Here is a 25,988-nt window from a genome sequence, read left to right on the forward strand (position 1 = left end):
TCACTCACCTGCCTGGATCAGCCCGCTGCGGCGCCGCATCAGCAGTGCGGTGAACGCCATGGCGAGTACGAAGAGAACGAGCGCGACCACGCAGGCGGAGCCGTAGTCGAAGCGCTGGAATCCGAGGTTGTAGACGAGCTGCGGAAGCGTCAGTGTCGACTTGTCGGGATAGCCCGGTTCGAAAGGCTGTCCGGATCCACCCATCACCCCAGAGGCGACCTTCCCCGCCACGAGTGGCTGGGTGTAGTACTGCATGGTCTGGATGATCCCGGTGACCACGGCGAACATGATGATCGGCGAGATGTTCGGCAGGGTGACGAAGCGGAACCGCTGGTACGCGGACGCCCCGTCCAGCTCCGCCGCCTCGTACTGCTCCTTCGGTACGTCGAGCAGCGCGGCCATGAAGATCACCATCAGGTCGCCCACCCCCCACACCGCGAGCGCGGTCAGGGCCGGCTTGGACCAGGTGGCGTCGGTGAACCAGCCCGGCGTGGGCAGCCCCAGATCGCCGAGGATCGAATTGACTGGCCCCGTACCCGGGTTGAGCAGGAAGACGAAGCCGAGGGTCGCCGCGACCGGCGGGGCCAGATACGGCAGGTAGAACAGGGTGCGGAAGACTCCGGCACCCGTCTTGATCTTGGTGATCAGCAGCCCGATGCCGAGGCCGAACACCACCCGGCAGGTGACCATGACCACGACCAGCCAGAGCGTGTTGCGCAGGGCGGGCCAGAACAACGGGTATTCGTTGAAGACGTACGACCAGTTCTTCAGCCCGCTGAATTCCGGAGCGGCGAAACCATCGTAGTCGGTGAGGGAGAAATAGAGCGTGGAGATCAGCGGGTAGGCGAAGAAGACGCAGAACCCGATCAGCCACGGCGACATGAAGGCCGCTGTCCGCAGTGCCGTTTTTCTGTGCTTCACGGCAAGGGTCGATCGGCGGCCCTTCGAACGGAGTGTGTACGTGCCCGTGCTCGTACGTGTACTCGTGCTCATCGCGGTGCTACTTCGCCTGTGCGATCGCCGCGTCGATTTCCTCGGCGGTCTTTTCCAGACCGGCCTCGATGTCCTTCTGCTTGCCCTTCTCGATGTCGAATCCGAGGTTCTGCAGGGACACCAGGTACGCGCCGCCGTTCACCGAGGGCGGTGTGGTGGTGCTCTCCGGGTTCGCGGCGATGTCCAGGAACGTCTTGAACCGCGGGTCGTACTTCAGCCTCGGCGACTTCAGCGCCTCCAGCGTGGACGGCACATTGTGAATGGCATTGGCGAAGTCGACCACCGCGTCGGTGTCGGTCGTCATGAACTTCACCAGCTCCCACGCTGCGTTCTGCTTCTGCGAGGTGGCAGCGATACCGGCGATGGTGCCGGTCAGATAGCCCTTGCCGTAGGTGTCGGCCTCGTCGTCGGCGACAGGCATCGGGGCCACCCCGATCTCGAACTTCGGCTTGGTCTCCTCGGCCATCCCGAGCCGCCACTCGCCGTCCAGCTGCATGGCCACCTGACCGGTGTGGAACGGGTGCTTTGCGCCCCACTCGTCACCGAACGCCGTACGGTACTTCTCCAGCTTCTCGTAGCCGCCCAGGTCGTCGACCAGCTTCTTCTGAGTGGTGAGCATCGAGGCGAACGCCGGGTCCTTGGCGATGTTCGACTTGCCGTCCGCATCGAAGTACTTCGGGTCCCAGCCACCGAGGTAGTGCTCGGTCGTCGACTCGTATCCGTGGTAGTTCGGCATGAAACCGAGCTGCTCGTACGAGTCGCCCTTGGTCTTCGTCAGCTTCTTGGCGTCCGTGGCAAATTCCGACCAGGTCTTCGGCGGATTGGTGATACCGGCGGCCTTGAACGCGTCCTTGTTGTAGTAGAGGCCGTACGCGTCACCGAGCAGCGGTACGGAGCAGCGCACACCGTCGAACTGCGTGTACTCGTTCATCGCCTTGGGGAAGATCTTGTCCGCGTCGATCCCGTCCTTCTTCAGGAAGGGGTTCAGATCGACGAAGGCCTTCGACGAGCAGAATTTTCCGACATTGTTCGTGGTGAACGAAGAGACGACGTCCGGGGCGTTCGAACCGCCTGCCCGCAGCGCCTGGTTGATCTTGTCGTCGGTCATATCGCCGACGACCTTCACCTGGATATTCGGGTGCGCCTTCTCGAACGCGTCGACCGTGGCCTGAATTCCCTTGACCTCGTTCGGAGCGCTCCAGCCGTGCCAGAAGTTGATGGTCGTCTCCTTGGACGCGTCATCACTGGCACCGGAGTTGCTCTGGCCCGTACAGGCAGTGGCGAACAGCGCTATCGCGGCGGTCGCAGCGAGCGCGGCGGCCGTCTTCCGGCGGTTTCCGGACATGGCGGTGACTCCCGTTGGAGGGTGAAGGATGAAGGACGAAGGTGGAAAAGGGGATCAGTGCGACGTGTCGAAGACTTCGTCACGAGTGGTGGCGAGCGCGCTCTCCAGTGCGCCGCGCAGTACGGGGCGGTGGGTCACGTCACCGGCGATCAGCCGGGGCCGGGAGGCCGCCAGCTCGGCGAGCTCGGACTCCACCCGGCTGCGCAGCGGTTCCCCGCCGGCCGCGATCAACTCGCCGGACAACACGACGAGTTCCGGGTCCAGCACGGCAACCATGGAGGCGAGGCCGGTCGCGAGTCCGGTGGCGAACAGATCGAGGAGCCGTGTGTACGGGCCGTCCTCGCCCGACTCCGCGGCCTCGGCGGCTCGCGCGATGAGACGGGCCGCGCCCTCGTGACCGGTGCCCGAGCCGCGGCTCAGTGCGTCGTCGACGCCGAGCTCCCGGGCCAGCCGGGACAGCACCTGCGCGCCCGCCAGCTCCTGGAAACCGCCCGAGTTCGCCTTGGTGACCTGGCGGACCAGCGGGACGCCGGGCACGGGCAGGAAGCCGACCTCACCGGCACCGCCAGTGAAGCCGCGGTGCAGCCGCCCGTTGATGACGAGGGCGGCACCGAGCCCCTCCTCGTTCCACAGCAGAACGAAGTCGTCGTGCCCACGCGCCGCGCCGAGCCGCTGTTCAGCCACCGCGACCAGGTTCACGTCGTTCTCGTACTCGACCGGCATCGGCAGGAACGCGGCCAGTTCCTCCAGCAGGGTGGGGGAGTGCCAGCCGGGCAGGTGCGAGGCGTACCGCAGCCGTCCGGTACCCGGGTCGAAGGCGCCCGGGGTGCCGATGACGACCCGGTGCACCTCGGAGCGGGTGAGTCCGGCGTCCTTGACCGCCCCGTCCAGCGCGTCCGCCACCTGCCGCACCACGGAGTCGGCGCGCCGCCCCGGGGTGCGCAGCTCGAACTCCCCGACCGTTTCCCCGGTCACATCGGCAACGGCGGCGACGATCCGGTGGGCGTTCACATCCAGCCCCGCGACATGCGCGGCCCGCGCATTCACCGCGTACAGCTGCGCATTGGGCCCCGGCCTCCCGGCCACGGTCCCGGTCGCGACGACCAGCCCGGCGGCCTCCAGCCGCGCCAGCAACTGCGACGCGGTGGGCTTGGAGAGCCCCGTCAGCTTCCCGATCCTGGTCCGGGAGAGGGGCCCGTGCTCCAGCAGCAGATCGAGGGCGGCCCGGTCGTTCATGGCCCGCAGAACGCGGGGGGTGCCCGGTGTGGTTCCGGCCATGAGCACTGCACCTGCCCTCTGTTAGGAAAGTTTCCTATTCGGTGAGAGGACGGTATGGCGCTACTGCCGGGGCGTCAATGGTCTGCATCGCGGTGGCAGTCAAAGCGTTACTTGGAGGGTCGTCCGCGGCATGCGCCGGTAAGGGAGAAGCATGAGTGAGGGGCGCCCGCAGAATTTGCGGGGCGGCCCCTCATTCGCACGCACGGCCGAGGCCTACTTCGAGACGTTCGGCGGCGGCGTGAGCGGAGTCGTCGCCAGGGACTGCGGCGAGGTCGTCGACGCGTACGCCGAGGGGGCGGCCATGCCGGCCGTCGGGTCGGCCGGCGAGGGCTCGTCCGCCTGGGCCGGGACGCCGCCGAACATGCGGATGCCCGCCTCGTCGAAGGCCCGCTTGATCCGCCAGCGCAGCTCGCGCTCCACGCCCAGCGACGTGCCCGGCATCGTCTTCGCGGTCACCCGGACCGTCATCGAGTCCAGCAGCACGGAATCCAGGCCCAAGACCTCCACAGGGCCCCACAGCCGCTCGTTCCACGGGTCCTCCTTGGCCATCGACGCGGCGGCCTCGGAGATCACCGTACGGACCTTGTCCAGGTCCTCCGCGGGGCGCACCGTCACATCGACACCCGCCGTCGACCAGCCCTGGCTGAGGTTGCCGATCCGCTTCACCTCACCGTTGCGGACGTACCAGATCTCACCGTGGTCGCCGCGCAGCTTGGTGACCCGCAGGCCGACCTCGATGACCTCGCCGGAGGCGACGCCCGCGTCGATGGTGTCGCCGACGCCGTACTGGTCCTCCAGGATCATGAAGACACCGGAGAGGAAGTCGGTGACCAGGTTGCGCGCACCGAAACCGAGCGCCACACCGGCCACACCGGCGGAGGCCAGCAGCGGCGCCAGATTGATCTGGAACGCGCTCAGGATCATCAGGGCGGCCGTGCCGAGGATCAGGAACGACGCGACCGAGCGGAGTACGGAACCGATCGCCTCGGAACGCTGACGGCGGCGTTCCGTATTGACCAGCAGCCCGCCGAGGGCGGTGCCCTCGACCGCCTGGGCGCTGCGGTTCATCCGGTCGATGAGCTGGGTGATAGCACGGCGGATCGTGAAGCGCAACACGATCGCGATCGCGACGATGAGCACGATGCGCAGACCAGTGCTCAGCCAGTTGGACCAATTCTCCTCCACCCAGCCCGCAGCATTGCCGGCGTGCTCGGCGGCCTCGCCCAGCGAGCCACCGGGCCCGGGCGACGGAGCTGCGGCCAACAGGGCGGACGGGAACACGGTGGAACCTCCAGATGGACGACGGAAGCCCAACCACACTAACGGGGCATCGGGAGGGTTCCATTGCCGCGAACGGGGGAAGAGCGCATCTCACGGGGGGCGCACAGGGGGCGTGTGGCCGATCGCACATCGGTGCGCGACCAACGTGGCAGCGGCTCCGAAGCGCCTGTTCCGGCGTGCGGCGACGGTGCGGGAAGCAGGGAGCGGAGAAAATCCTCCCGGCCCGTTACCCGCATGTGGTGGCGCTTTGACCAGGCGTGAGTAGAAACTGAGATCGGATCGTCCCGGCGCGAGCCACGCGCCGCCGGCGTACAAGGAGGCATCCACCGTGCCGCATGTCCTGGTTCTCAACGCGTCGTACGAGCCGCTCGGCGTCGTACCGCTCCGCCGCGCGCTCGTCCTCGTGCTCGAAAACAAGGCCATCTGCCTCGAGGAATCCGGCGCATTCATGCACAGTGCAACCCGGGCCGTCCCGGCCCCCAGTGTCGTTCGCCTGAAGCGGTTCGTAAGGGTTCCCTACCGGGGGCCCATACCACTGACCCGCAGGGCGCTGTTCGCCCGGGACGGGGGCCGCTGCATGTACTGCGGCGCCGCCGCGACCAGCGTCGACCATGTCATTCCGCGCAGCCGCGGCGGACAGCATGCCTGGGACAACGTGGTGGCCGCCTGCCGCCGCTGCAACCACGTCAAGGCGGACCGGCACCTGCCGGAGCTCGGCTGGCGGCTGCACCATCAGCCCGCCCCGCCGACGGGTCTCGCCTGGCGCATCATCGGGACGGGACACCGCGACCCGCGCTGGCTGCCGTACTTGCAACCGTTCGGCGCGGACGACGTGATGGCCCGGATCGACGGCATTTCAGCCTGAGAGATCCGGGCCTTGCCTTTGTCGTCCCCGGGTCGTTACTCCGTTGCAGCGACGGCGTACGCCTCCACCGACCAGAGCGAGTAGCCGAACTCGGTGCCCCTGGCATCGCCTCGCACCCTGAGGAAGCGGGTGTCCTTCGCGTCCATCCCGACCGACTCGCGCCCGCCCTTGCCGTCCCGTACGGTCGCCGCCGTGCGCCAGCTGCGGCCGTCCGCGGAGACCTGGATGCGGTAGCGGGAGGCGTACGCGTCCTGCCAGTGCAGCACCACCTGGCCGACCCGGGCCGGCTGCGGCAGTTCCGCCTGCCACCAGGCGCCGTCCTCGACCGGCGAGGACCAGCGGGTGTCCGGATCGCCGTCGGAGGCGGCCGTCGCCGGGAAGTCCGGGCTCTCGTCGCCGGACGAGGAGGCGGTGGCCGTGCGCACCAGGTCGGTGCCCGCGGTGCGCGGGTACGCCCGGACGGTCAGCATGCTGCGCTCCTCGCCGAAGCTGATCGGCACCTCGTACTCGCCGGCCGGGGTGCCCGCCGGGACGGTGATCTCGACGGGGACGTCGGTACGGGAACCGCGCGGCACCCTCGTCTGCTTCGGGACGCTCACCTTGATGCCCTCGGGGGCCTGCGCGGTGAGCGCGCCCCGCACCTCTGCGGGGCGCCGGGAGGCCAGCCGCGCCTCGACTCGCTGCGACTTGCCGCCGATCTCCGCATCCGTCTCGCCGCGTAGGAGACCGAGCCGGGCAACGGGCTCGTCGCCGAACCACGGCACGAGCGCGCGCACCTGCGGAGCCCGACCCCGTGCGCCCCCCAAGGCACCGGTTGCGATGCTGCTTCCCGTCCGGCTTCCCGGGACGATCGGCGGCAATGTGCCCGTGATGACCGGCGGCGTCGACGGACCGTCCATGAGCCAGCTGATCCGGATCGCGTCGGCCCGCATCCCGCCGGCCGGCGTCTGGGTCCAGCCGCTCGCCGACACCGGGCCGAGGCCGCGCCATCCCTCACCGGGCACATGGGCCTCCAGCGTCGCACCGGCCGCCGTGCCGCTGCCGGGTACGGTCATCACCGTCACGGTCTGCACCGGGCGGGCCCGGTTCAGCCGGACCGTGTAGCTGCCCGGGGCCTCGGTCACCGTACCGGCGTCGCGGTCCGCACCCGTCCAGGCGTCCGCCTCCCGGCGCACCCGATCCAGGAACGGACCGAGGACACCCTTACCGACCGTCGCACCACTCGCCTTCGCGGCCTTGTGCACCGGCTCCAGCGCCAGTGACGCCTGCCACGCGGCAGCGCCGTCACCGCGCGACTGGGCCTGCAGCAGATCGACCGCCAGCTCGCCCGCCCGGCCGTACCGGGCCAACTGCTCCGTCCACGGCCGCACTTCGCCGTCCAGGTGCCCGTCGGCCAGCCCCTTCAGCCGCTGCGGAGCCTCCCGCATCACGGTGAACGCTTCCCGCAGCCTGCGAGCCGCATCGGCCTGCGCCGTGGCATCGGTCGTCGCACGGGACTGCCAGAACGCGGCCAGCAGCGGCTGCAGATACGCCGACTCGGCACCGCCCAGCACGGACTTCGCGTTGTTCCCAGCCAGCGCGCGCAGCGCGTCCCTGGCGCGGGCGTCGCCGCCCGACAAATCGTCGATCGCCGCCTGCCAGGACTCCTGCGGCCGGTAACCCTTCGGGTTCCAGGCGAAGTCGGCGGTGGTGAACAGCGGTATGCGGGACGCGGACGGCTGCTCCATCGCATTGGCGAGCAGCGCCGCGGAACCCAACGCCACCGCCGGGTCCCGGCCGGTGTACGGGCCGAGGAAGAGGCGGTCCTGCGCGTAGTCGTTGACCGGGTAGTTGTCCATCGTGACCAGCGGATGCCGGAACACGGCCCGGGCGCCGGCCAGTTCCCCGCCGGTGATGGTCCTCGGTACGACCCCGACACCGGTCCAGGCAATCTGGACCCGGTCGTCCAACTCCTCGGCGAGCGCCCTGCGGTATTCGGTCGACCCGTCCTGGTAGAACTCCGTCGGCATGACCGACAGCGGCTCCGCGCCCGGATGGCGGTCCGCGAGATGCCGCGCCACCTTGCTCGCCACCCGCGCCTGCGCCCTGGCCGCCGCCTCGGGGCCGCTGCCGAAGGTGTCGGCGTCGCTGTCGCAGTGCCACTCGCTGTAGCTGATGTCCTGGAACTGCAACTGGAAGACGCGCACGCCCAGCGCCCACATGGCGTCGAGCTTCTTCGTCAGCGCCCTCACATCGTTGTCCGACGACAGGCACATGGCCTGCCCGGGGGCGACGGCCCAGCCGAGCGTCACATGCTCGGCGCGGGCCCGCTCGGCCAGCGCCCGGAAATCGGCGCGCCGTTCGGCGGGGTACGGGTCGCGCCAACGCGCCTGCCGGTACGGGTCGTCGCCCGCCGCGTACAAATACCGGTTCTGCTTCGTGCGCCCCATGAAGCCGATCTGCGCCAACCGCTCCGCACGGGTCCACGGCTGCCCGTAGAAGCCCTCGGTCATCCCGCGTACGGCGCTGCCCGGCCAGTCCCTGACAATGACCCCGGCGACGCTCTTGCCCCGGATCAGCTGACGCAGTGTCTGCACACCGTGAAAAAGTCCGTCCTCGCCGACGCCGTCCACGGCGATGGTGTCCCGGCCCGCGACCCGGCCCACCGCGATCCGGTAGCCACCGGACGGAAGATCGCCGCGGTCGGGGGCGTGCAGCGTGCGCAGGGCGTCCTGAGCGCTGTCGCCGCCGAGCCGGATGACGGGTCCGCCGCCCGGCAACGCCTCGTGGACGGTCCGCACGCCCGCGTCCCGCAGGATCTGCCGGAGTGCGTCGACGGCGTACGGATCCGTGTGCGCGCCGGCCACGAGGGTGACCTCGGCCGAGAGCGGTACGGACGGCCCGGACGCCTTGATGGACTGGGGCCGCGGCCACACGGCGGGTAGGTTGCCGTCGTCCGTGCGGTCGGGGGTGGTGACGGCGGAGGGGCTGGGCGTCGAAGGGGCCGCGAAGGCAGTCGGCGTCCCTGCCGAGAGCAGCCCGCCGAGCACGGCCACCGCGATGGCCGTTGCCTGCCTTCTGCGTCTGAGCGGCATCGCTCTTCTCCCTCGCTCCCACCGGTCGGCTCCGAGCCCACCACCCGCGCGCGAGGGTGTCAATGCGAGTGGCTGCTGTGCCGTAAATGCCCGATGTGGCGGGTGGGTTGAGGCATGGTCGGCTGTCTGTGGGCGACGCCAAAAATGACGCCGAATGGCCGAAAATGGCGGACGACTTACGGAGAACCAGCCTCTGGGGAACGGAATGTGACCCAGAGCACGTTGAAGTCGTTGTGATGATGCCTACGTCTGCGATCGAGTCCGCTGGGTAGGGCTGCTGTGTCCTGTTCCCACGGCCAGGAGGCCACCATGCCCGCTGCCGCGCAGCTTCTGTTCTCCGCCCTCTCAGAACAGACACCCGGCCCTGCCCCGCTGCCCGGTGCGTTCCCGCCCGCCGCATCCGGCCCCGGTCCGCTGACGAGCGAGCCGCCGCTCGCCGATGCGATACCTCTCACCAGCGAGCCGCCGCTCGCCGACGCCACGCCACTGACCAGCGAAGCCCCGCTCGCCGTCAACGCCCCGCTGACCAGCGAGCCGGCCGCGGCCGGCGGCGCGTGGGGCATGGAGTCTTCAGGAGTCTGAATGGGCTTGTCCCGGCTCGCCGCACTGCACGGCGTCGCCACCTCCTACTCCCCGTCCGCCGACGTCACGGTGTCGGTTCCCGACGACACGGTCATCGCCGTGCTGGCGGCGCTCGGCGTGGACGCCGCCACGCCCGAAGCGGTACAGGAAGCGCTTGCTGCCGCCGAGTCCTCGGCCGGTACCCGGCTGCTCCCGCCGACGCTGGTGGTGTGGACAGGAGAGCCGCTGCCCCCGGCCCTGACCGCCCTGCCACCAGGCACCACGCTGGACATCGGGCTCGAGGACGCCGGGTCGCCCCCGCCCCCGCGGATGCGCATTCCGGCCGACCGACCGGATCCGGCCGTTTCAGGACGGGCCCCCGCCGAAGCTGACACGGGTGCGGGCGCAGGCACCGGAACGGGCACGCCCCCGCCCCCGGCCTGGTGGGCCGAACCGCCCCTCGGGGTGCACCGGTTGGCCGTACATGCGCCAGGCGGCCGGAGCGCGGCATGCACGCTCGTAGTCGCCCCGCCCCGGGCGCCGCAGCCGCCCGCACGCAGCCACGGCTTCCTCGTCCAGCTCTACTCCCTGCTCTCCGCCCGCTCCTGGGGCATGGGCGATCTCGGGGACCTCGCCGACCTCGCCGCCTGGTCCGGACGGACCCTCGGCGCCGGATTCGTCCAGGTGAACCCGCTCCACGCCGCAGTGCGCGGCAAGCCCACCGACCCTTCCCCGTACCGCCCGTCGTCGCGGCGCTTCCCCGACCCCGTCCATCTGCACATCGAGTCCATCCCCGAGTACGGGCACGTGCCGGACCGGGGCACCCTCGACGATCTGCGGCAGGACGCGGCGACGCTCAGCGACACCGTCCTGAACAAGGGCGCCCTGATCGACCGGGACGCCGTCTGGGAACTCAAGCGCCAGGCCCTCGAACTTGTGGCGAAGGTGCCCCTCACCCCGGGCCGCCGTGCCGCGTACTGCGACTTCCTGGCCGAGCAGGGACAGGCGCTGGAGGACCACGCCCTGTGGTGCGCCGTGGCCGAGGTCCATGGCTCCGACTGGCACACCTGGCCGGCTGCCCTCCGCGACCTCCGTTCCAAGGAGATCGCCCGCGCCCGCCGCGAACTGCTGGACCGGATCGACTTCCACTGCCGGCTGGCCTGGCTGACCGACAGCCAGCTCGCCGCCGCCCAGCGCGCCGCCCTGGACGCCGGCATGACCATCGGCATCGTCCACGATCTCGCCGTCGGCGTGCACCCCGGAGGCGCCGACGCCTGGGCCCAGCAGGACGCCTTCGCACACGGCATGTCCGTCGGCGCACCCCCGGACGCCTTCAACGCCCACGGCCAGGACTGGGGCCTGCCGCCCTGGCGCCCCACTGTCCTCGCCGCGTCCGGTTACGCCCCGTACCGAGGACTGCTGCGCGGGCTCCTCGCCCACGCGGGCGCCCTGCGCATCGATCACGTCATGGGCCTGTTCCGGCTCTGGTGGGTACCCGAGGGGCGCCCGCCCACCGAGGGCACCTACGTCAGCCACGACGCCGAGGCGATGCTCGCCGTCCTCGTCCTGGAGGCGCACCGGGCCGGCGCGGTCGTCCTGGGGGAGGACCTCGGCACCGTCGAGCCGGGGGTACGTGAGGCGCTGACCCGGCACGGCGTGCTCGGCACGTCCGTGCTCTGGTTCGAACGGGACTGGGCGGGCACCGGCCGCCCGCTGGCCCCCGAAAAGTGGCGCGAGGGCTGCCTGGCCACCGTCACCACGCACGATCTGCCGTCCACCGCCGCCCGGCTGACCGGCGACCATGTGACACTGCGCCATCGCCTCGGCCTGCTCACCCGCAGCCTCACCGAGGAGCTGACCGCGGACGCGACCGACACCGCCGAGTGGCTGGGACATCTCGCCCGGCTCGGCCTGCTCCCCGAGGGGGAGGGGGACGAGGAGGGCGCAGTCCGCGCCGTACACCGCTTCCTGCTGCGCACCCCCGCCCGCATGGTCGGAGTCTGGCTGCCCGACACACTGGGCGACCGCCGCCCGCAGAACCTCCCCGGCACCTGGGACCAGTACCCCAACTGGCGACTGCCCGTCGCCGACGCGGAAGGCCACCCGGTCACCCTGGAGGAGCTGGCCGCCGCACCCCGGTTGCACCGACTGATGGAGGTCTTCGGACGCTGCGGTGACCGGGCGGAATCGCTCCAGGACACCCATTCGAGAACTCGCCCGGAACCCCCTACGGCACCCCCGGGCGCGCGCCCGTCGTAGGCGTTCGCTACGTTTGCACCGTGGACAAGAAGAACGCTATGCGCACCGGCGCCGTCGCAGCCGGAACGACGCTGATGATGCTGCTCATGTCGTCCCCCGCGCTCGCGCTCACCCGCGACGCCGGTGACGACCCCGGTCCGGGCCTGAGCGTGATGGAGACCATCGGCCTGTACGTCGTGGCCCCCATCGCCCTGTTCGTGGTCATCGCGGGCCTGGTCATGATCTTCGACAAGTCCAAGAAGCAGGTCTAGCACCCACGCTTTTCCCGAGTGCGCCGCAGGTACCCCGTACCGCGCGGCGCACACGCGTGTCCGGACCCGGGTAGGTTGCAGGGGGGCGCCCCCGCCCAGGGGCGCCCCTCACCGCTCAGCCGCTACGCCGTGGCAGCCGCCGCGTCCGCCGCCTGGGCCTTCAGCGCGCGCTCCACACCCGAACGCGATTCGGACATCAGCCGCCGCAGGGCCGCGTTCGGCTCAGCCGAGGACAGCCAGGCGTCCGTGGCGTCCAGGGTGGCCTGCGAGACCTGGACGGCCGGGTACAGGCCGACGGCGATCTGCTGCGCGATCTCGTAGCTGCGCGACTCCCAGACACCCTTGACCGCCGCGAAGTACTTCTCCGTGTACGGGGCCAGCAGTTCGCGCTGGTCGGTCTGGACGAAGCCGGTGATGACCGCCTCCTGGACGGCGTTCGGCAGCTTGTCGGACTCGACGACCGAGGCCCACGCCTGAGCCTTCGCCTCCTCGGTGGGGCGGGCCGCGCGGGCGGTCGCCGCGTGGCGCTCACCCGCCGCCGTCTTGTCGCGCTCGTACTCGGCGGCGATCTCGTCCTCTTCGAGCAGGCCGGTCGCGGCCAGCCGCTCGACGAACGCCCAGCGCAGCTCCGTGTCGACGGCCAGGCCCTCGATGGCCTCCTTGCCGTCGAGCAGCGACTGCAGCAGGTCCGTCTGCTGCGGGGTGCGCGCCGTGGCCGCGAACGCGCGGGCCCAGGCCAGCTGGTGGTCGCTGCCCGGCTCCGCCGCACGCAGGTGCGCGAGCGTCGCCTCGGTCCACTGCGTCAGCCCGGCCTCGCGCCACTCCGGCGCCGCGTACAGGTCCAGCGCCAGCTTCACCTGACGGTGCAGCGACTGGACGACGCCGATGTCCGACTCCTTGCCGATGCCCGAGAGCACCAGGGAGAGGTAGTCCCGGGTCGCCAGCTCGCCGTCACGGGTCATATCCCAGGCGGAGGCCCAGCACAGGGCGCGGGGGAGGGACTCGGTGAAGTCGCCGAGGTGTTCGGTGACGACGCGCAGCGACTCCTCGTCGAGACGGACCTTCGCGTACGAGAGGTCGTCGTCGTTGAGCAGGATCACGGCGGGGCGGGCGGTGCCGGCCGGGAACGGCACGGTCGTGCGCGCGCCGTCGACGTCCAGCTCGATCCGGTTCGTACGGACCAGCTTGCCGGAGTCGTCGAGGTCGTAGCAGCCGATCGCGATGCGGTGGGGCCGCAGCGTCGACTCGCCCTTCGCACCGGCGGGGAGGGCCGGGGCCTCCTGGAGGACCGTGAAGGACGTGACGTGGCCGTGCTCGTCCGTGGCGACCTCCGGGCGCAGGATGTTGATGCCGGCCGTCTCCAGCCACGCCTTCGACCAGGTCTTCAGGTCGCGGCCGGAGGTCTCCTCCAGCGCGCCCAGCAGGTCGGACAGACGGGTGTTGCCGAACGCGTGCGCCTTGAAGTACGCCTGGACGCCCTTGAAGAACTCGTCCATGCCGACATACGCCACCAGCTGCTTCAGGACCGAGGCGCCCTTGGCGTACGTGATCCCGTCGAAGTTGACCAGCACATCGTCCAGGTCACGGATGTCCGCCATGATCGGGTGCGTGGAGGGCAGCTGGTCCTGGCGGTACGCCCACGTCTTCATGGAGTTGGCGAACGTGGTCCAGGAGTGCGGCCACTTCGAGCCTTCTGCGTAGGCCTGGCAGGCGATCGACGTGTACGTGGCGAACGACTCGTTCAGCCACAGGTCGTTCCACCACTCCATGGTGACGAGGTCGCCGAACCACATGTGGGCCAGCTCGTGCAGGATCGTCTCGGCCCGCGTCTCGTACGCCGCGTCCGTCACCTTCGAACGGAACACGTACTGGTCGCGGATGGTGACCGCGCCCGCGTTCTCCATGGCACCGGCGTTGAACTCCGGGACGAACAGCTGGTCGTACTTGGCGAACGGGTAGTCGTAGTCGAACTTCTCCTGGAACCAGTCGAAGCCCTGCCGCGTCACGTCGAAGATCGCGTCCGCGTCGAGGAACTCGGCCAGCGACGGGCGGCAGTAGATGCCGAGCGGCACGGACTGGCCGTCCTTCTCGTAACTGCTGTGCACCGAGTGGTACGGGCCGACGATCAGGGCCGTGATGTACGTCGAGATGCGCGGCGTCGGCTCGAAGGACCAGACGTTGTCCTGCGGTTCGGGCGTCGGCGAGTTCGAGATGACCGTCCAGCCCTGCGGCGCCTTCACCGTGAACTGGAACGTCGCCTTGAGGTCGGGCTGTTCGAAGCTCGCGAAGACACGGCGCGCGTCCGGCACCTCGAACTGCGTGTAGAGGTATGCCTGCTGGTCGACCGGGTCGACGAAGCGGTGCAGGCCCTCGCCTGTGTTGGTGTACGAGCAGTCGGCGACGACCTTCAGCTCGTTGGAGCCCGCGACCAGGTGCGGAAGCTTGATCCGCGAGTCACGGAAGACGGCCGCGACATCCAGCGACTTGCCGTTCAGCTCGACCTCGTGCACGGCCGGGGCGACCAGGTCGATGAAGGTCTCCGCACCGGCCTCGGCGGAGTCGAAGCGCACGGTGGTCACGGACCGGTAGGTGCCGCCCTCCTGCGCTCCGGAGAGGTCGAGATCGATCTCGTACGCGTCCACGGTCAGCAGGCGCGCCCGCTCCTGTGCCTCTTCGCGGGTCAGATTGGTGCCAGGCACGCGGTCATCTCCTTGGTATGTGACGTTTTCGGTCATCCTTCCACGTCGCGCCCGGAGACGGAGTGGCTATGGGTAAGCTACTGCGGTAGCATCAACAGTATGAAGATCAGTGTGAGCTTGCCGCAGGAGGATGTCGCCTTCGTCGACGAGTACGCCCTGAAGACCGAGGCGGATTCCCGGTCCGCGGTGATACACGCCGCCATCGAGCTGCTGCGTGCCTCGAATCTGGAGGCTGACTACGAGGCGGCATTCGCGGAATGGGACGCGAGCGAGGATGCCGCGTTCTGGGACAAGTTCTCGGGTGACGGGCTGCGCGATGAGGCGCGGTGACATCTACTTGGTCGAGTACGAGCCGGTGCGGGGCAGCGAGGCCAATAAGGCCCGCCCGTCGGTGATCGTCTCGAACGACGGGGCCAACGCCGTTGTCTCGCGGATGGGGCGCGGTGTGATCACCGTGGTGCCACTGACGTCGAACACCGCCCGGGTCTATCCCTTCCAGGTGCTGCTTCCCGCAGCGGAGTGCGGCCTGCCGAAGGACTCCAAGGTGCAGTGCGAGCAGGTGCGCGCCTTGACTGAGGAGCGGTTCCTGCGGCACGTCGGCACCGTCCCGCGCCAGCGCATGGCCGAGATCGACGCCGCCCTGCGACGGCACCTCGCCCTCTGACGGATACGAAAGGGCGGCCACCGCAGTGCGGTGGCCGCCCATTTTGTACGTACAGGCGTCAGCCCTTCAGCTCCGCCGCCACCAGCTCCGCGATCTGTACCGCGTTCAGCGCCGCACCCTTGCGCAGGTTGTCGTTGGAGACGAAGAGCGCGAGGCCGTTCTCCACGGTCTCGTCGACCCGGATCCGGCCGACGAACGAGGCGTCCTTGCCGGCCGCCTGCAGCGGGGTGGGGATCTCGGAGATTTCGACGCCCGGGGCGTCCTTCAGCAGCTCGTATGCGCGTTCGATGCTGACCGGACGGGCGAAACGGGCGTTGATCTGGAGCGAGTGGCCGGAGAAGACCGGCACCCGGACACAGGTGCCGGACACCTTCAGCTCCGGGATCTCCAGGATCTTGCGGGATTCGTTGCGGAGCTTCTGCTCCTCGTCGGTCTCGAACGAGCCGTCGTCGACGATCGAGCCGGCCAGCGGCAGCACATTGAAGGCGATCGGACGCTTGTAGACGCCCGGCTCGGGGAAGTCGACGGCCTCGCCGTCGTGGGTGAGCCTGTCGGCGTCGGCGACGACCTTGGACGCCTGGCCGTGCAGCTCGGCGACACCGGCCAGGCCGGAGCCGGACACCGCCTGGTAGGTGGCGACGGTCAGCGTCTGGAGGCCGGCCTCGTCGTGCAGCGGGCGCAGCACGGGCATGGCGGCCATCGTGGTGCAGTTCGGGTTGGCGATGATGCCCTTGGGCCGGTTCGCGATCGCGTGCGCGTTCACCTCGGAGACGACCAGCGGGACCTCGGGGTCCTTGCGCCAGGCGGAGGAGTTGTCGATCACGACGGCGCCCTGCGAGGCGACCTTCTCGGCGAGCGCCTTCGAGGTCGCGCCACCGGCCGAGAACAGCACGATGTCCAGCCCGGAGTAATCGGCTGTCGAGGCGTCCTCGACGGTGATCTCCCGGCCCTGCCACTCGATCGTGGAGCCCGCGGAGCGCGCGGAGGCGAACAGCCGCAGCTCGTCGGCCGGGAATTTCCGCTCGGCCAGGATCCTGCGCATGACTGTGCCGACCTGACCGGTGGCGCCGACGATTCCGACCTTCACAGGGACTCCTTCAAACGTACGAACTGGCACGGTTGCCGCTCCATGATGCGTATGTGAACGGCTTCCTTGTCCAATCCATTGTCCGCGGTCCGATTCATTGTCCGTGCTACGGACAGTGCCCGCCCGGCCGACGCGGGCAGAGCAGTGGGGCGGGGCTCCACAGAGCGCCCGCCCCACTGTCGTACAGATCACATGTACGGATACATGTACGGATCACGCGGCGACCGCGGTCACCGCTACGTCGTGAACCGCTACGGCGTGACCTTCTCGATCACGACGCTGCCGGTGCCCGCCGCGGTCCCGTGGCTGTTCACCAGGTGGACCTCGCCGAAGAACTGCCGGCCCTCCGGGGCCGCCCCGGCGACCGTGACCTCGGCACCGATCTGGGCCGAAGCGCCGTTGGCCAGGTTCACGGCCTTCGACTCGTCGACCTTGATCGTGCCGAGCGACGGCGCGTAGTACACGTCGCGGTAGTCGTACGTGGTGGTCCCGGCCGGGACGTCGTAGCCGTCGATCACGACGGTGTACGTACCGGCGGCGGGCTTCACCAGGCTGACCGATTCCTCGGACCCGGCCGTGGTGGACTGGCCGACCCGGGTGTTGCCCCGCAAGACGTACAGGTCCAGGTCCGCGTTGGCGTCCGACGTACCGCCGATGGCGACGTCCAGCTTCTCGACGCCCTCACCGATGGTGACCGTGTACCGCTGCTCGTCGCCCGTCCTGATCGACCCAGTGGCGACCTTGGCCGAGCCCAGCGAGCCGCCCTTGAGCGTGCCCTCCAGGTCGCCGGCGTTGTTGGTGACGTTCCAGTTCACCGCGGCCGGCGTGCCGATCTTCGCCTCGGCGATCGTCTGCACCGCCGGGTCGAAGGTCGCACCGAGCAGTGAGACGTCCAGCTTGTACGGGTTGTCCAGCAGCGGCGACGTACGCCGTGCCTCGACCTCGATCTCCCAGACGCCGGGCTGCGGGTCCTTGTAGGAGCGCACATCCGGGCGGCAGGTGTTGGCCGGGTTCTCGTAGTTCGGGTAGCAGAAGATCGTGGAGCTGTCCTCCATCTGCACGCCGTACGGGTGGAGGGAGATGAAGCGGGTCTGGCTGCCCGAGCGCAGCGCGCTCATCGCGACCTCAAGGGTCTTGGCGCCTTCCGGCACGTTCACGAAGTACGACGTGGTGCCGTTGCGCTGCACCGAGCCGGACGCGTTGAACGCGTACCCGGGCTTCACGAGCGGCGTGGAGACGACCACCGTGGAGAGGATCTGCTGGTCCACGCCGACGGTCTTGCTGTCGTCCACCCGCAGGATCGCACTGTGCACGCCCGCGCTGCCCGGCTGCGCCTGGACCTTGACGGTGACCGGCTTGCCCAGCGGCAGCATCACCGTGCTCGGACCGGTCAGCTCGAAGGTGCCGTCGTTGTTCTTCCACGACAGCCGGTGCTTGACGGTCTTGTCCGGACCCGTGGTGCGGGTGATCGTGACGTCGTACGACTTCTTCTGGCCGGCCTTCAAGCCGCCTTCGCGGTCGTACAGACCGGTACCGAAGCCGGGGGTCTTCAGCGCGAAGTCGATCGCGGTGTCGACCGGGGCCTTCACCGAGTACTCGTGCGCCGGGGCGCCCTGCTTCTCGATCTGCTTCCAGGCACCGACGATGTTGATCAGACCGGAGCCCTGGGCGTGCGCGGGCACGCCCTTGATGTGGGTGGCGGTGCTGGTCAGCGCGGTACGCAGATCAGCCGGGGGCAGCTCGATGTGCTTCTGCTTCGCGGCGGACAGCAGCAGCGCGGTCGCGCCCGCGGCCTGCGGCGAGGACATCGAGGTGCCCTGCAGCATGGAGTAGCCGGCCGGGAGCGAGTAGCCCGCCTCCTTGACCGGGCCGCCGGGCAGCCAGGTCTGGGTGGTGTTGATCGACGCACCCGGAGCCGTCAGGATCGGCGCGAAGCCGCCGTCCTCACGCGGACCGCGCGAGGAGAAGGGCAGCATGTCGTACTTCTTGGTGACGTTCGAGCCGTAGTTGGCGGCCCACGTCTCCTTGGAGATGGACGCACCGACGGAGATGACGTGGTCGGCGAGACCGGGGTCACCGATGGTGTTCACACCCGGGCCGTTGTTTCCGGCCGAGATGACCAGCTGGACGCCGTAGGTGTCGATGAGCCGCTTGTAGAGCTCCGCGCGGGCGTTGTTGCCGTCGTTGAGCGGCGGCAGGCCACCGATCGACATGTTGACGACATCCACACCACGGTTCACGACGAGGTCGATCATGCCCTCGGTGAGCGCGATGTTGGTGCAGCCGCCGGACCAGGTGCAAGCACGCGAGGAGACGATCTTCGCACCGGGCGCGGCACCGTTCATCTCGCCGCCGAACAGACCGTTCGCGGCGGTGATGCCCGCGACGTGGGTGCCGTGCTCGGACTCGATGACACCGATGCTGACGTAGTCGGCCTTGTCGCCGGCCGCGTTGTACACCACGTCCTTGCGGGTCTCGACGACGAACGGGATGCGCTCGACGACATCGGTCGCCGGGTTGTCCGTGCCGAAGTAGCCGACCTGGTGGCCGTCCTTGTACGGCTTCATGACGGCGTCGTCTGCGAAGTCCGCGTCGTTGTTCAGGTCGACGCGGGTGGTGCCGGCGACCGGGTCGTAGAGCACGGCCCAGACGTCGGTGGTGTCACCGTCCCGGTTCAGGTCTCCGGCCATGTCGCCACCCCGGGTGGCGGCCTCGGAGAAGAGCTGGATCTTGTACGAGCCGGCCGGCGCCGAATAGGTGCGGCCGCCGATGGTGAAGGTCGGGCCGGTCACCGAGGCCGTCATCCGCAGCCAGGTGCCGTCACCGTCGCTGACCGGGTCCGTGGCCGTCACCCAGTCGACGATCTTGCGCTCACCGGTGGTGGTCTTCTGGAGCGCCGGGTGACCGAGGTCCACACCCGAGTCCAGGATGCCGATGGTCACGCCCCGCCCGTCGGCCTTCGGGTGCTGCTCGACGAAGTCGACCGCACCCGTCTCGAAGGACGGGTTGTACGGGTTCTTCGCCGGCGTCTTCTTGCCGGGCGCCGGGTAGGTGCCCGTGGACTTCGTCGTCGCCCCGGCGGCCCGGTCGGCCGTCGGCGTCGGGTCGTCCAGCTTGATCTCCTGCTTGAGATCGATGCCGTGGACGGACGACAGCTTGGCGGCCGCCTTGATGGTCGCCTCGGCGGACGCAGTCGGCACGGTGGCCCGCACGTAGCCGAGCTTGTCGTACGTACGTCCCAGCACGGACCCCTTGACGGCGTCCAGCTGCTTGGTGACCTGCTCGGTCGCACCGGGAGCAGTGGCGACCATCATCGTGACGTTCTTCTCGCCCTTGGCCTTGGCCTTTGCCAGAACATCGGCGTCGGCCGTGCCGAGCTTGTCGGCCGTGGCCCCGTTGGCGGCGGACTTGACGGGCGCGGGGGCAGGGTCGTCGGCGGCGAAGACCGGGGCGGCGCCAGTGGCGGCCAGCGCGGCCACCAGACCGGCGGCAGCCACGACTCGCGCCACGCGTCTCGCCCCGGGTATGGAACTGGGGGACTCGGAGGTCATCAGCATCCCTGAAGTGAAAGAGAGAGTCCGGAATTCGGTACCGGATGACCGCTCACCCTCTCGTAAATGACAGGGGTTTGTGGAGAGTTGAGGTGGGCGAGATGTTGCCATGGCGGACTTCCGCCAGTGGAGCTGATGCGCCATCAGGGATGAAATAGCGTATAAGCGGCCTCTGTTGCCCGTCTTCAACGTCTTCAACGGGGCAGGACCATCACGTACGCGGCGGGTTCACGGCCGGCCGCCATCCGTGCCGTACGTCGTCCGGGGTGGGCGCCCCCACGGGCCCCCACCCCGGACGGGCTGTCAGACCGCGGCCCCCGCTGCCGCCGCGTCACACCCCTGCGCCCGCAACGCCCGAGCCAGATCGTCCCGAGCCTCCAGCACCAGCCTCCGCAGCGCCGGCGCCGCATTCGCATGATCGGTCAGCCACACATCCGTAGCCGCCAGCGTCGACACGTCGTCCTGCAAAGCCGGGAACAGGCCCCTCACCACAGCCATCCCGATCTGGATCGACCGCTCGGCCCACACCCGCTCGATCACGTCGAAGTACTTCTCCGCGTACGGCGCCAGCAACTCCCGCTGCGACGACTGCTCGAACCCCGTGATCGTCGCCTCCACCAACGCGTTGGACAGCGCCTGGGACTCCACGACATCCGCCCAGGCCTGAGCCTTCACCGCAGCCGAGGGCCGCGAGGCCAGGCACCGCACCTGGTGCCGCTTCCCGGACGCCGTGTCGTCGCGGGCCAGTTCGGAATCGATCACCGACTCGTCGGCCACCCCGTGCGCGGCCAGCGGGGACAAGAACGCCCACCGCAGCTCCTGGTCGACATCCAGCCCGTCGATCCGGGCCGAACCTTCGAGCAGCCCGGACAGCAGCTGGAAGTCCGCGTCCGAGCCGGCGACCGACGCGAAGAACCGCGCCCACGCCAACTGGTGCTCGCTGCCCGGCTCGGCGATCCGCAGCTCCGCCAGCGCACCCTCGGCCAGCGCCCGGCCGCCCTCCTCGCGCCACTCGGGCGCCGCGTAGTGGACGAGTGCCGTCCGGGTCCAGGCGTGCAGCATCTGCAGGACGCCGATGTCGGACTCCCGGCCGGAGAAGGCCAGCACGAGGGAGACGAAGTCGCGGGACGGCATCAGCCCGTCCCGGGTCATGTTCCACAGCGCGGACCAGCACAGCGCCCGCGCCAGGGGATCGGTCATGTCACCGAGGTGCGCCCGCAGCGTGGCCAGGGACACCTCGTCGAAGCGAACCTTGCAGTACGTGAGGTCGTCGTCGTTGACCAGGATCAGCTCGGGCCGCTCGGCCCCGGCCAGCTCCCCGACCACCGTGCGCGGCCCCGCCACATCCGCCTCGGCGCGCGCGTACCGCACCAGGCTGCCGTCGGCGGCCCGCCGGTACAGGCCGACCGCGACCCGGTGCGGACGCAGCTCCGGGTGGGAAGCGGCCGCCTCCTGGAGGATGGCCAGCTCCGTGATCCGGTCCGCCGAGTCGTACGTCGCCTCCGGGGCCAGCGAGTTGACCCCCGCGGTCTGCAGCCACGACCGGGACCAGGCGGTCATGTCACGCCCGGACGTCTCGGCCAGGACGGACAGCAGATCGCCCAGCTGCGTATTGCCGTAGGCGTGCTTCTTGAAGTAGCGCCGGGCGCCCTCCAGGAACGCGTCCCGCCCCACGTACGCCACCAGCTGCTTCAGCACCGAGGCGCCCTTGGCGTATGTGATGCCGTCGAAGTTGAGCTTGGCATCCTCCAGGTCACGGATGTCGGCCGTGATCGGGTGCGTGGACGGCAGCTGGTCGGCGCGGTACGCCCACGCCTTGCGGTTGTTGGCGAAGGTGATCCAGCCGTCCTTGAAACGGGTCGACTCGACCATGGCGAAGACGCCCATGAAGTCGGCGAACGACTCCTTCAGCCACAGGTCGTCCCACCACTGCATGGTGACGAGGTCGCCGAACCACATGTGCGCCATCTCATGCAGGATGACGTTGGCCCGGCTCTCGTACGACGCCTGCGTCACCTTGCCGCGGAAGATGTACTCCTCGCGGAACGTGACACAGCCCGGGTTCTCCATAGCGCCGAGGTTGTACTCGGGCACGAACGCCTGGTCGTACTTCCCGAACGGGTACGGGTAGTCGAAGTTGTCGTGGAAGAAGTCCAGACCCTGCTTGGTGACGAGGAAGACGTCGTCCGCGTCGAAGTGCCGGGCGAGCCCCTTGCGGCACATCGCGCCGAGCGGGATCTCCAGCTCCGTGCCGTCGTCGAACGTGCGGGTGTAGGAGTCGGTGACGTAGTGGTACGGACCGGCCACGACCGCCGTGATGTACGTCGAGATCGGCTTCGTCTCGGCGAACCGCCGCACCTCGCCGTCCCGCGACTCCTCGGCGCCGTTGCTCCGGACCGTCCAGCCCTCGGGCGCCGTCACCTCGAAGCGGAAGGGGGCCTTCAGGTCGGGCTGCTCGAAGTTCGCGAAGACCCGCCGTGAGTCGGCCGGCTCGTACTGCGTGTAGAGGTAGACCTCGCCGTCCTCCGGGTCGACGAACCGGTGCATCCCCTCGCCGGTCCGGCTGTACGCGCACTGCGCGTCGACCACCAGGACGTTCTCGCCCTCCGGCAGTTCCTCCAGCGCCACCCGCGTCCCGTCGAAGACGACGGCGGGGTCGAGCGGCTGCCCGTTCAGCGTCACCGCGGTCACGCTCGGCGCCACCAGATCCGCGAAGGTCGACGCCCCCGCCCGCGCGGTGCGGAACCGGATCGTGGTCACCGAGCGGAAGGTCCGCGGACCGGAGGAGGCCCCGTCGCCGTCCCCGTCGGGCCCACCGACGGCGGAACGCAGATCGAGAGCGACCTCGTAACCGTCGACGGTCAGCAGCTCGGCCCGCACACGGGCCTCGTCGCGGGACAGGTTCTCACCGGGCACGGCACACTCCTTTGTGTCACGTTCGAATCGTTTGATCCTCCCATGTCGCCACTCGGCCCGGCATGCGGGAATGGCCGGTGCGTGCGGAGGCGTTCTCGCGCACAGCTGCGAACGCCCTTAACAAGGAGAGACATGTCTGACAACAGCACGGCGACCGGCAAGACCCCTGCTGATTTCTGGTTCGACCCGCTCTGCCCCTGGGCCTGGATGACCTCCCGCTGGATGCTGGAGGTGGAGAAGGTCCGCGACGTCGAGGTCCGCTGGCATGTGATGAGCCTCGCCGTACTCAACGAGGACAAGCTCGACGAGCTGCCGGAGGAGTACCGCGACCTCCTGGAGAAGGCGTGGGCCCCCGTCCGCGTCGTCATCGCAGCCCAGCAGAAGCACGGCGACGAGATCGTCGGCCCGCTCTACACCGCGCTCGGCACCCGCTTCCACAACCAGGGCGAGGGCCCCACCCGCGAGGCGATCGTGGGCGCGCTCCAGGACGTCGGCCTGCCGGCCGAGCTGGCGGACTTCGCGGACTCGGACGTGTACGACGCCGAGTTGCGCGCCTCCCACAAGGAGGGCATCGACAAGGTCGGCCAGGACGTCGGCACCCCGATCATCGCCGTCCCGGTTCCGGACGGCGAGCAGATCGCCTTCTTCGGCCCGGTCGTCACCCCCGCCCCGAAGGGCGAGGATGCGGCGAAGCTGTGGGACGGCACGCTGCTGGTGGCGTCGATCCCCGGCTTCTACGAGATCAAGCGGACCCGGACCCAGGGCCCCGTTTTCGACTGATCGCACTTGGTGCGGTGCGGGGTCCGGCCGCCATCCGGACCCCGCACCCCCGCCTCACGCGTACAGCGCGGCCAGCTTCGGCAGCCGCGGCGCCACCCGCTCCGCGTCTTCGAAGTCGAAGTTCCACTCCGGGTCCAGGACGGGGTAATCGATCGTGAACGAGCCGCCGGGCAGGTCCTCGCCCGTTGCCGACCGATGCGCGTCCCAGGCGATCCCGAGCATCCGCTCGCAATCCATCTCCTCTGCCTCGGCCGCCGCGGCCCTGATCACTGGCAGCTCGGCCAGCGTGTCCGGATCGGCGACGACCCGCTCGAACACCTCACGCCCCTGCGCTATCAGCCAGCCCCGGAAGTAGTCGAAGCCGTCGTCCGAACAGCCGCCGTTGATCGTGTATGCCGCGGCCCAGAGCGGAGCCCGGTAGGAGGCGGCCATCAGGTCCCAGAGCAGTTGCTGCGCGGCGACGATCTCGTCCCGGGGCCGGGCGGCCAGCAGCGCGGAGGCCCGCTCGACGACGGCCTCGGCGTCCGCCGGGGCATTGACCTGTGCGCGGGCGTCGTCGATCAGATTCCAGAAGTCCGTGGTGTTCATACGGTGCAGGATGCCGGACGGGTCTGACAGTCTCGGGTGCGGCGAGCTGTCGTGGGAGCCGAGGGGAAGGTCATGGGAGCCGAGAGGAAGGCCATGAGGGCGGACATGAACGTACGACCGGCACGCAGGTCCGAGGCCGGGGCGCTGACCGAACTGGCCCTGGCATCGAAGGCCCACTGGGGCTACGACGAGGCATTCCTCGCCTCCTGCCGCGACGAACTGACCATGTACCCGGCCGACATCGACCGCCGCCGCACGACGGTCGCCGAGGAGGACGGCCGCGTCCTGGGCTTCACCACTCTGGACGGCACCCCGCCCGAGGGCGCCCTCGGCATGATGTTTGTCGCCCCGGACGTCCTGGGCCGGGGCATCGGCCGGCTCCTGTTCGAGCACACCGTGGCGGAGGCCCGCCGCCTCGGTTTCGTACGCCTCACCATCGACGCCGACCCGAACGCGGAGCCGTTCTACCTCGCGATGGGCGCGGTACGGATCGGGGCGACCCTGTCCGGATCGATCCCCGGCCGCGAACTGCCGCTGCTGGAGTACGTGCTCACGCCGCGCTGACACTTTGTCGGGGGCCGGGACCCCCGTTGTCAGGCGTTGCGGCCCGGCGCCCCGCCGCCGCGAGCGCCAGCGTCACCGCGAGCGAGGCCCCCGCCATCACGGTCATCGCCGTTCCCGGCGAGGTCCACTGGGCGACGGCGCCTGCGAGCGAGGCCGCGACGCCCTGCATGGTGAGCATGCCGGAGGAGTGCAGTCCGAGCGCCTGACCGGTGATCTCGTCCGGGGTCAGAGCCATCAATCGCTCCTGGAGCAGCAGACTCGCCGAGAACCCGACCGAGGCGAGCGCGGCCAGAGCGAACGCGAGCGGTAGCGCCGGACGTGTGGCGAAGAGTAGATACGGGGCGGCCAGAAGCAGCAGCATCGGTGTCGCAAGTCGGCCCCGCCAGTGCGGCGCGACGAACCGGCCCGCCGCGGTGTCCCCGACGAGCATTCCCAGCGCGGCACAGGCGAAGAGCAGCCCCGCGTGCTCAGGGGCGTACGGGACGAACAGTGACTCGCAGCCGACGACCAGCCCGTTCGGCACCCAGAGCGCGAGATAGACCCGGCGGCGGGACCGGGACGACCACAGGACGGCGTTGGTCCGCCACGTCTCGGCGACCGACGGCCGCCCGGCGGCGCGCGGCGGACGGCGTACCAGCCCGAACCGTGCGACGGTCGCACCGGTCAGGTACAGGGCGGCCGCGACCAGCAGCGTGCCGCGCGCGGACAGCGTCGTCACCAGAAGCCCGCCGACCGCGAACCCGCCGATCTGCATCAGACCGACGCACATGTTGAGCACGGAACGCCCCAGCAGATAACCGTCCTTGGGCAGGACTTCATTGAGCAGGCCGTACCGCACCCCGCCGCCCACCGCGGCGACCACACCCTCCATCAGGATGATTGCGAAGACGATCGGCAGCGGAAGCCCGGGGATGGCGAGGACGACGGTGGCCAGTCCGAAGGCGAGCGCCATGCCGGTCATCGCGGCCCGTGGCGGCAGCCGGTCCGCCGCCGACATCAGCACGGTCGCCCCGATCACCTGGGCGAGCGAGGAGCCGAACATGGACAGGGCGGCGAGCAGTGGCGAGTCGGTCGCGGCGTAGACGAGGGTGCTGAGGGCCAGCCCGCTCGTCGTCGACCCGGCGACCTGTACGGCACTGGTCGCAAAGAGCGGTCCGAACTGCGGCGCTCGGAAGAGTTCCCGGTAGGTGTGCATGGGGGGAGTCTCAGAGGGTGCCCACGGCGGCCGTTAA

The 25,988-nt window shown here is 69.7% G+C and carries 19 protein-coding genes; 8 read left to right on the plus strand and 11 right to left on the minus strand.

Annotated elements, in window-relative coordinates; all coding sequences use genetic code 11:
• From ABT115_RS06395 to ABT115_RS06410, 4 genes are all read right to left on the minus strand, one after another.
• A complete protein-coding gene (locus ABT115_RS06395; RefSeq protein ID WP_351784657.1) occupies positions 1–993 on the minus strand; it encodes a carbohydrate ABC transporter permease in 993 nt (330 codons plus the stop codon).
• 7 nt (positions 994–1,000) lie between these two features.
• Positions 1,001–2,338, minus strand: coding sequence for an ABC transporter substrate-binding protein (locus tag ABT115_RS06400; RefSeq protein WP_351784659.1), 1,338 nt, complete (start codon positions 2,336–2,338; stop codon positions 1,001–1,003).
• A gap of 54 nt (positions 2,339–2,392) precedes the next feature.
• Positions 2,393–3,616, minus strand: coding sequence for an ROK family transcriptional regulator (locus tag ABT115_RS06405; RefSeq protein ID WP_351784661.1), 1,224 nt, complete (start codon positions 3,614–3,616; stop codon positions 2,393–2,395).
• Between the two features lie 213 nt (positions 3,617–3,829).
• On the minus strand, positions 3,830–4,897 hold the full coding sequence (locus tag ABT115_RS06410; protein ID WP_351784663.1) for a mechanosensitive ion channel family protein: 1,068 nt from the start codon (positions 4,895–4,897) through the stop codon (positions 3,830–3,832).
• 328 nt (positions 4,898–5,225) lie between these two features.
• Between ABT115_RS06410 and ABT115_RS06415 the strand changes: the two genes are divergently transcribed.
• Positions 5,226–5,762, plus strand: a complete 537-nt coding sequence (locus ABT115_RS06415) for an HNH endonuclease (protein ID WP_351784665.1) — start codon at positions 5,226–5,228, stop codon at positions 5,760–5,762.
• A 35-nt stretch (positions 5,763–5,797) separates the two neighbouring features.
• Here ABT115_RS06415 and ABT115_RS06420 read toward each other — a convergent pair whose 3' ends face one another.
• Complete coding sequence (locus ABT115_RS06420) at positions 5,798–8,836, minus strand: glycoside hydrolase family 84 protein (RefSeq protein ID WP_351784667.1); 3,039 nt, start codon at positions 8,834–8,836, stop codon at positions 5,798–5,800.
• 309 nt (positions 8,837–9,145) lie between these two features.
• On the opposite strand from ABT115_RS06420, the gene ABT115_RS06425 reads away from it, so the two are divergent.
• The 3 genes from ABT115_RS06425 to ABT115_RS06435 are packed head-to-tail and all read left to right on the plus strand — an operon-like array spanning position 9,146 to position 11,907.
• Positions 9,146–9,418, plus strand: coding sequence for a hypothetical protein (locus ABT115_RS06425; RefSeq protein WP_351784669.1), 273 nt, complete (start codon positions 9,146–9,148; stop codon positions 9,416–9,418).
• Complete coding sequence (gene malQ / locus ABT115_RS06430; protein ID WP_351784671.1) at positions 9,419–11,656, plus strand: 4-alpha-glucanotransferase; 2,238 nt, start codon at positions 9,419–9,421, stop codon at positions 11,654–11,656.
• Positions 11,657–11,676: 20 nt separating this feature from the next.
• Complete coding sequence (locus ABT115_RS06435; RefSeq protein WP_351784673.1) at positions 11,677–11,907, plus strand: hypothetical protein; 231 nt, start codon at positions 11,677–11,679, stop codon at positions 11,905–11,907.
• A 122-nt stretch (positions 11,908–12,029) separates the two neighbouring features.
• On the opposite strand, the gene pepN (ABT115_RS06440) is transcribed toward ABT115_RS06435, so the two are convergent.
• Complete coding sequence (pepN, locus tag ABT115_RS06440; protein ID WP_351784675.1) at positions 12,030–14,606, minus strand: aminopeptidase N; 2,577 nt, start codon at positions 14,604–14,606, stop codon at positions 12,030–12,032.
• A 99-nt stretch (positions 14,607–14,705) separates the two neighbouring features.
• On the opposite strand from pepN (ABT115_RS06440), the gene ABT115_RS06445 reads away from it, so the two are divergent.
• Positions 14,706–14,936, plus strand: a complete 231-nt coding sequence (locus ABT115_RS06445) for a DUF8778 family protein (RefSeq protein ID WP_351784677.1) — start codon at positions 14,706–14,708, stop codon at positions 14,934–14,936.
• Positions 14,923–15,270, plus strand: a complete 348-nt coding sequence (locus tag ABT115_RS06450; RefSeq protein WP_351784679.1) for a type II toxin-antitoxin system PemK/MazF family toxin — start codon at positions 14,923–14,925, stop codon at positions 15,268–15,270. Before ABT115_RS06445 ends, ABT115_RS06450 begins: the two co-directional genes overlap by 14 nt.
• A 58-nt stretch (positions 15,271–15,328) precedes the next feature.
• On the opposite strand, the gene ABT115_RS06455 is transcribed toward ABT115_RS06450, so the two are convergent.
• The 3 genes from ABT115_RS06455 to pepN (ABT115_RS06465) form a co-directional block, all read right to left on the minus strand.
• Positions 15,329–16,357, minus strand: a complete 1,029-nt coding sequence (locus tag ABT115_RS06455) for an aspartate-semialdehyde dehydrogenase (protein WP_351784681.1) — start codon at positions 16,355–16,357, stop codon at positions 15,329–15,331.
• Between the two features lie 251 nt (positions 16,358–16,608).
• Complete coding sequence (locus ABT115_RS06460) at positions 16,609–19,914, minus strand: S8 family serine peptidase (protein WP_351784683.1); 3,306 nt, start codon at positions 19,912–19,914, stop codon at positions 16,609–16,611.
• A 297-nt stretch (positions 19,915–20,211) separates the two neighbouring features.
• Positions 20,212–22,824 (minus strand): aminopeptidase N, encoded by a 2,613-nt coding sequence (gene pepN, locus ABT115_RS06465; protein WP_351784685.1) that lies wholly within the window; start codon positions 22,822–22,824, stop codon positions 20,212–20,214.
• Between the two features lie 132 nt (positions 22,825–22,956).
• Here pepN (ABT115_RS06465) and ABT115_RS06470 point away from each other — a divergent pair, with 132 nt between their 5' ends.
• Positions 22,957–23,604: a mycothiol-dependent nitroreductase Rv2466c family protein gene (locus ABT115_RS06470; protein WP_351784687.1), complete on the plus strand. Its 648-nt coding sequence runs from the start codon at positions 22,957–22,959 to the stop codon at positions 23,602–23,604.
• A 54-nt stretch (positions 23,605–23,658) separates the two neighbouring features.
• Here ABT115_RS06470 and ABT115_RS06475 read toward each other — a convergent pair whose 3' ends face one another.
• Positions 23,659–24,192, minus strand: a complete 534-nt coding sequence (locus tag ABT115_RS06475) for a DUF4240 domain-containing protein (protein ID WP_351784689.1) — start codon at positions 24,190–24,192, stop codon at positions 23,659–23,661.
• 105 nt (positions 24,193–24,297) lie between these two features.
• On the opposite strand from ABT115_RS06475, the gene ABT115_RS06480 reads away from it, so the two are divergent.
• Positions 24,298–24,756 (plus strand): GNAT family N-acetyltransferase, encoded by a 459-nt coding sequence (locus tag ABT115_RS06480; protein ID WP_351784868.1) that lies wholly within the window; start codon positions 24,298–24,300, stop codon positions 24,754–24,756.
• On the opposite strand, the gene ABT115_RS06485 is transcribed toward ABT115_RS06480, so the two are convergent.
• Positions 24,743–25,951 carry an MFS transporter gene (locus ABT115_RS06485; RefSeq protein ID WP_351784691.1) on the minus strand — a complete coding sequence of 403 codons (1,209 nt, stop codon included), beginning with the start codon at positions 25,949–25,951 and terminating at the stop codon, positions 24,743–24,745. The genes ABT115_RS06480 and ABT115_RS06485 overlap by 14 nt on opposite strands.
• Positions 25,952–25,988 lie beyond the last annotated feature (37 nt).

It is taken from the genome of Streptomyces sp. NPDC001832, from assembly GCF_040297265.1.
Lineage (GTDB): Bacteria > Actinomycetota > Actinomycetes > Streptomycetales > Streptomycetaceae > Streptomyces.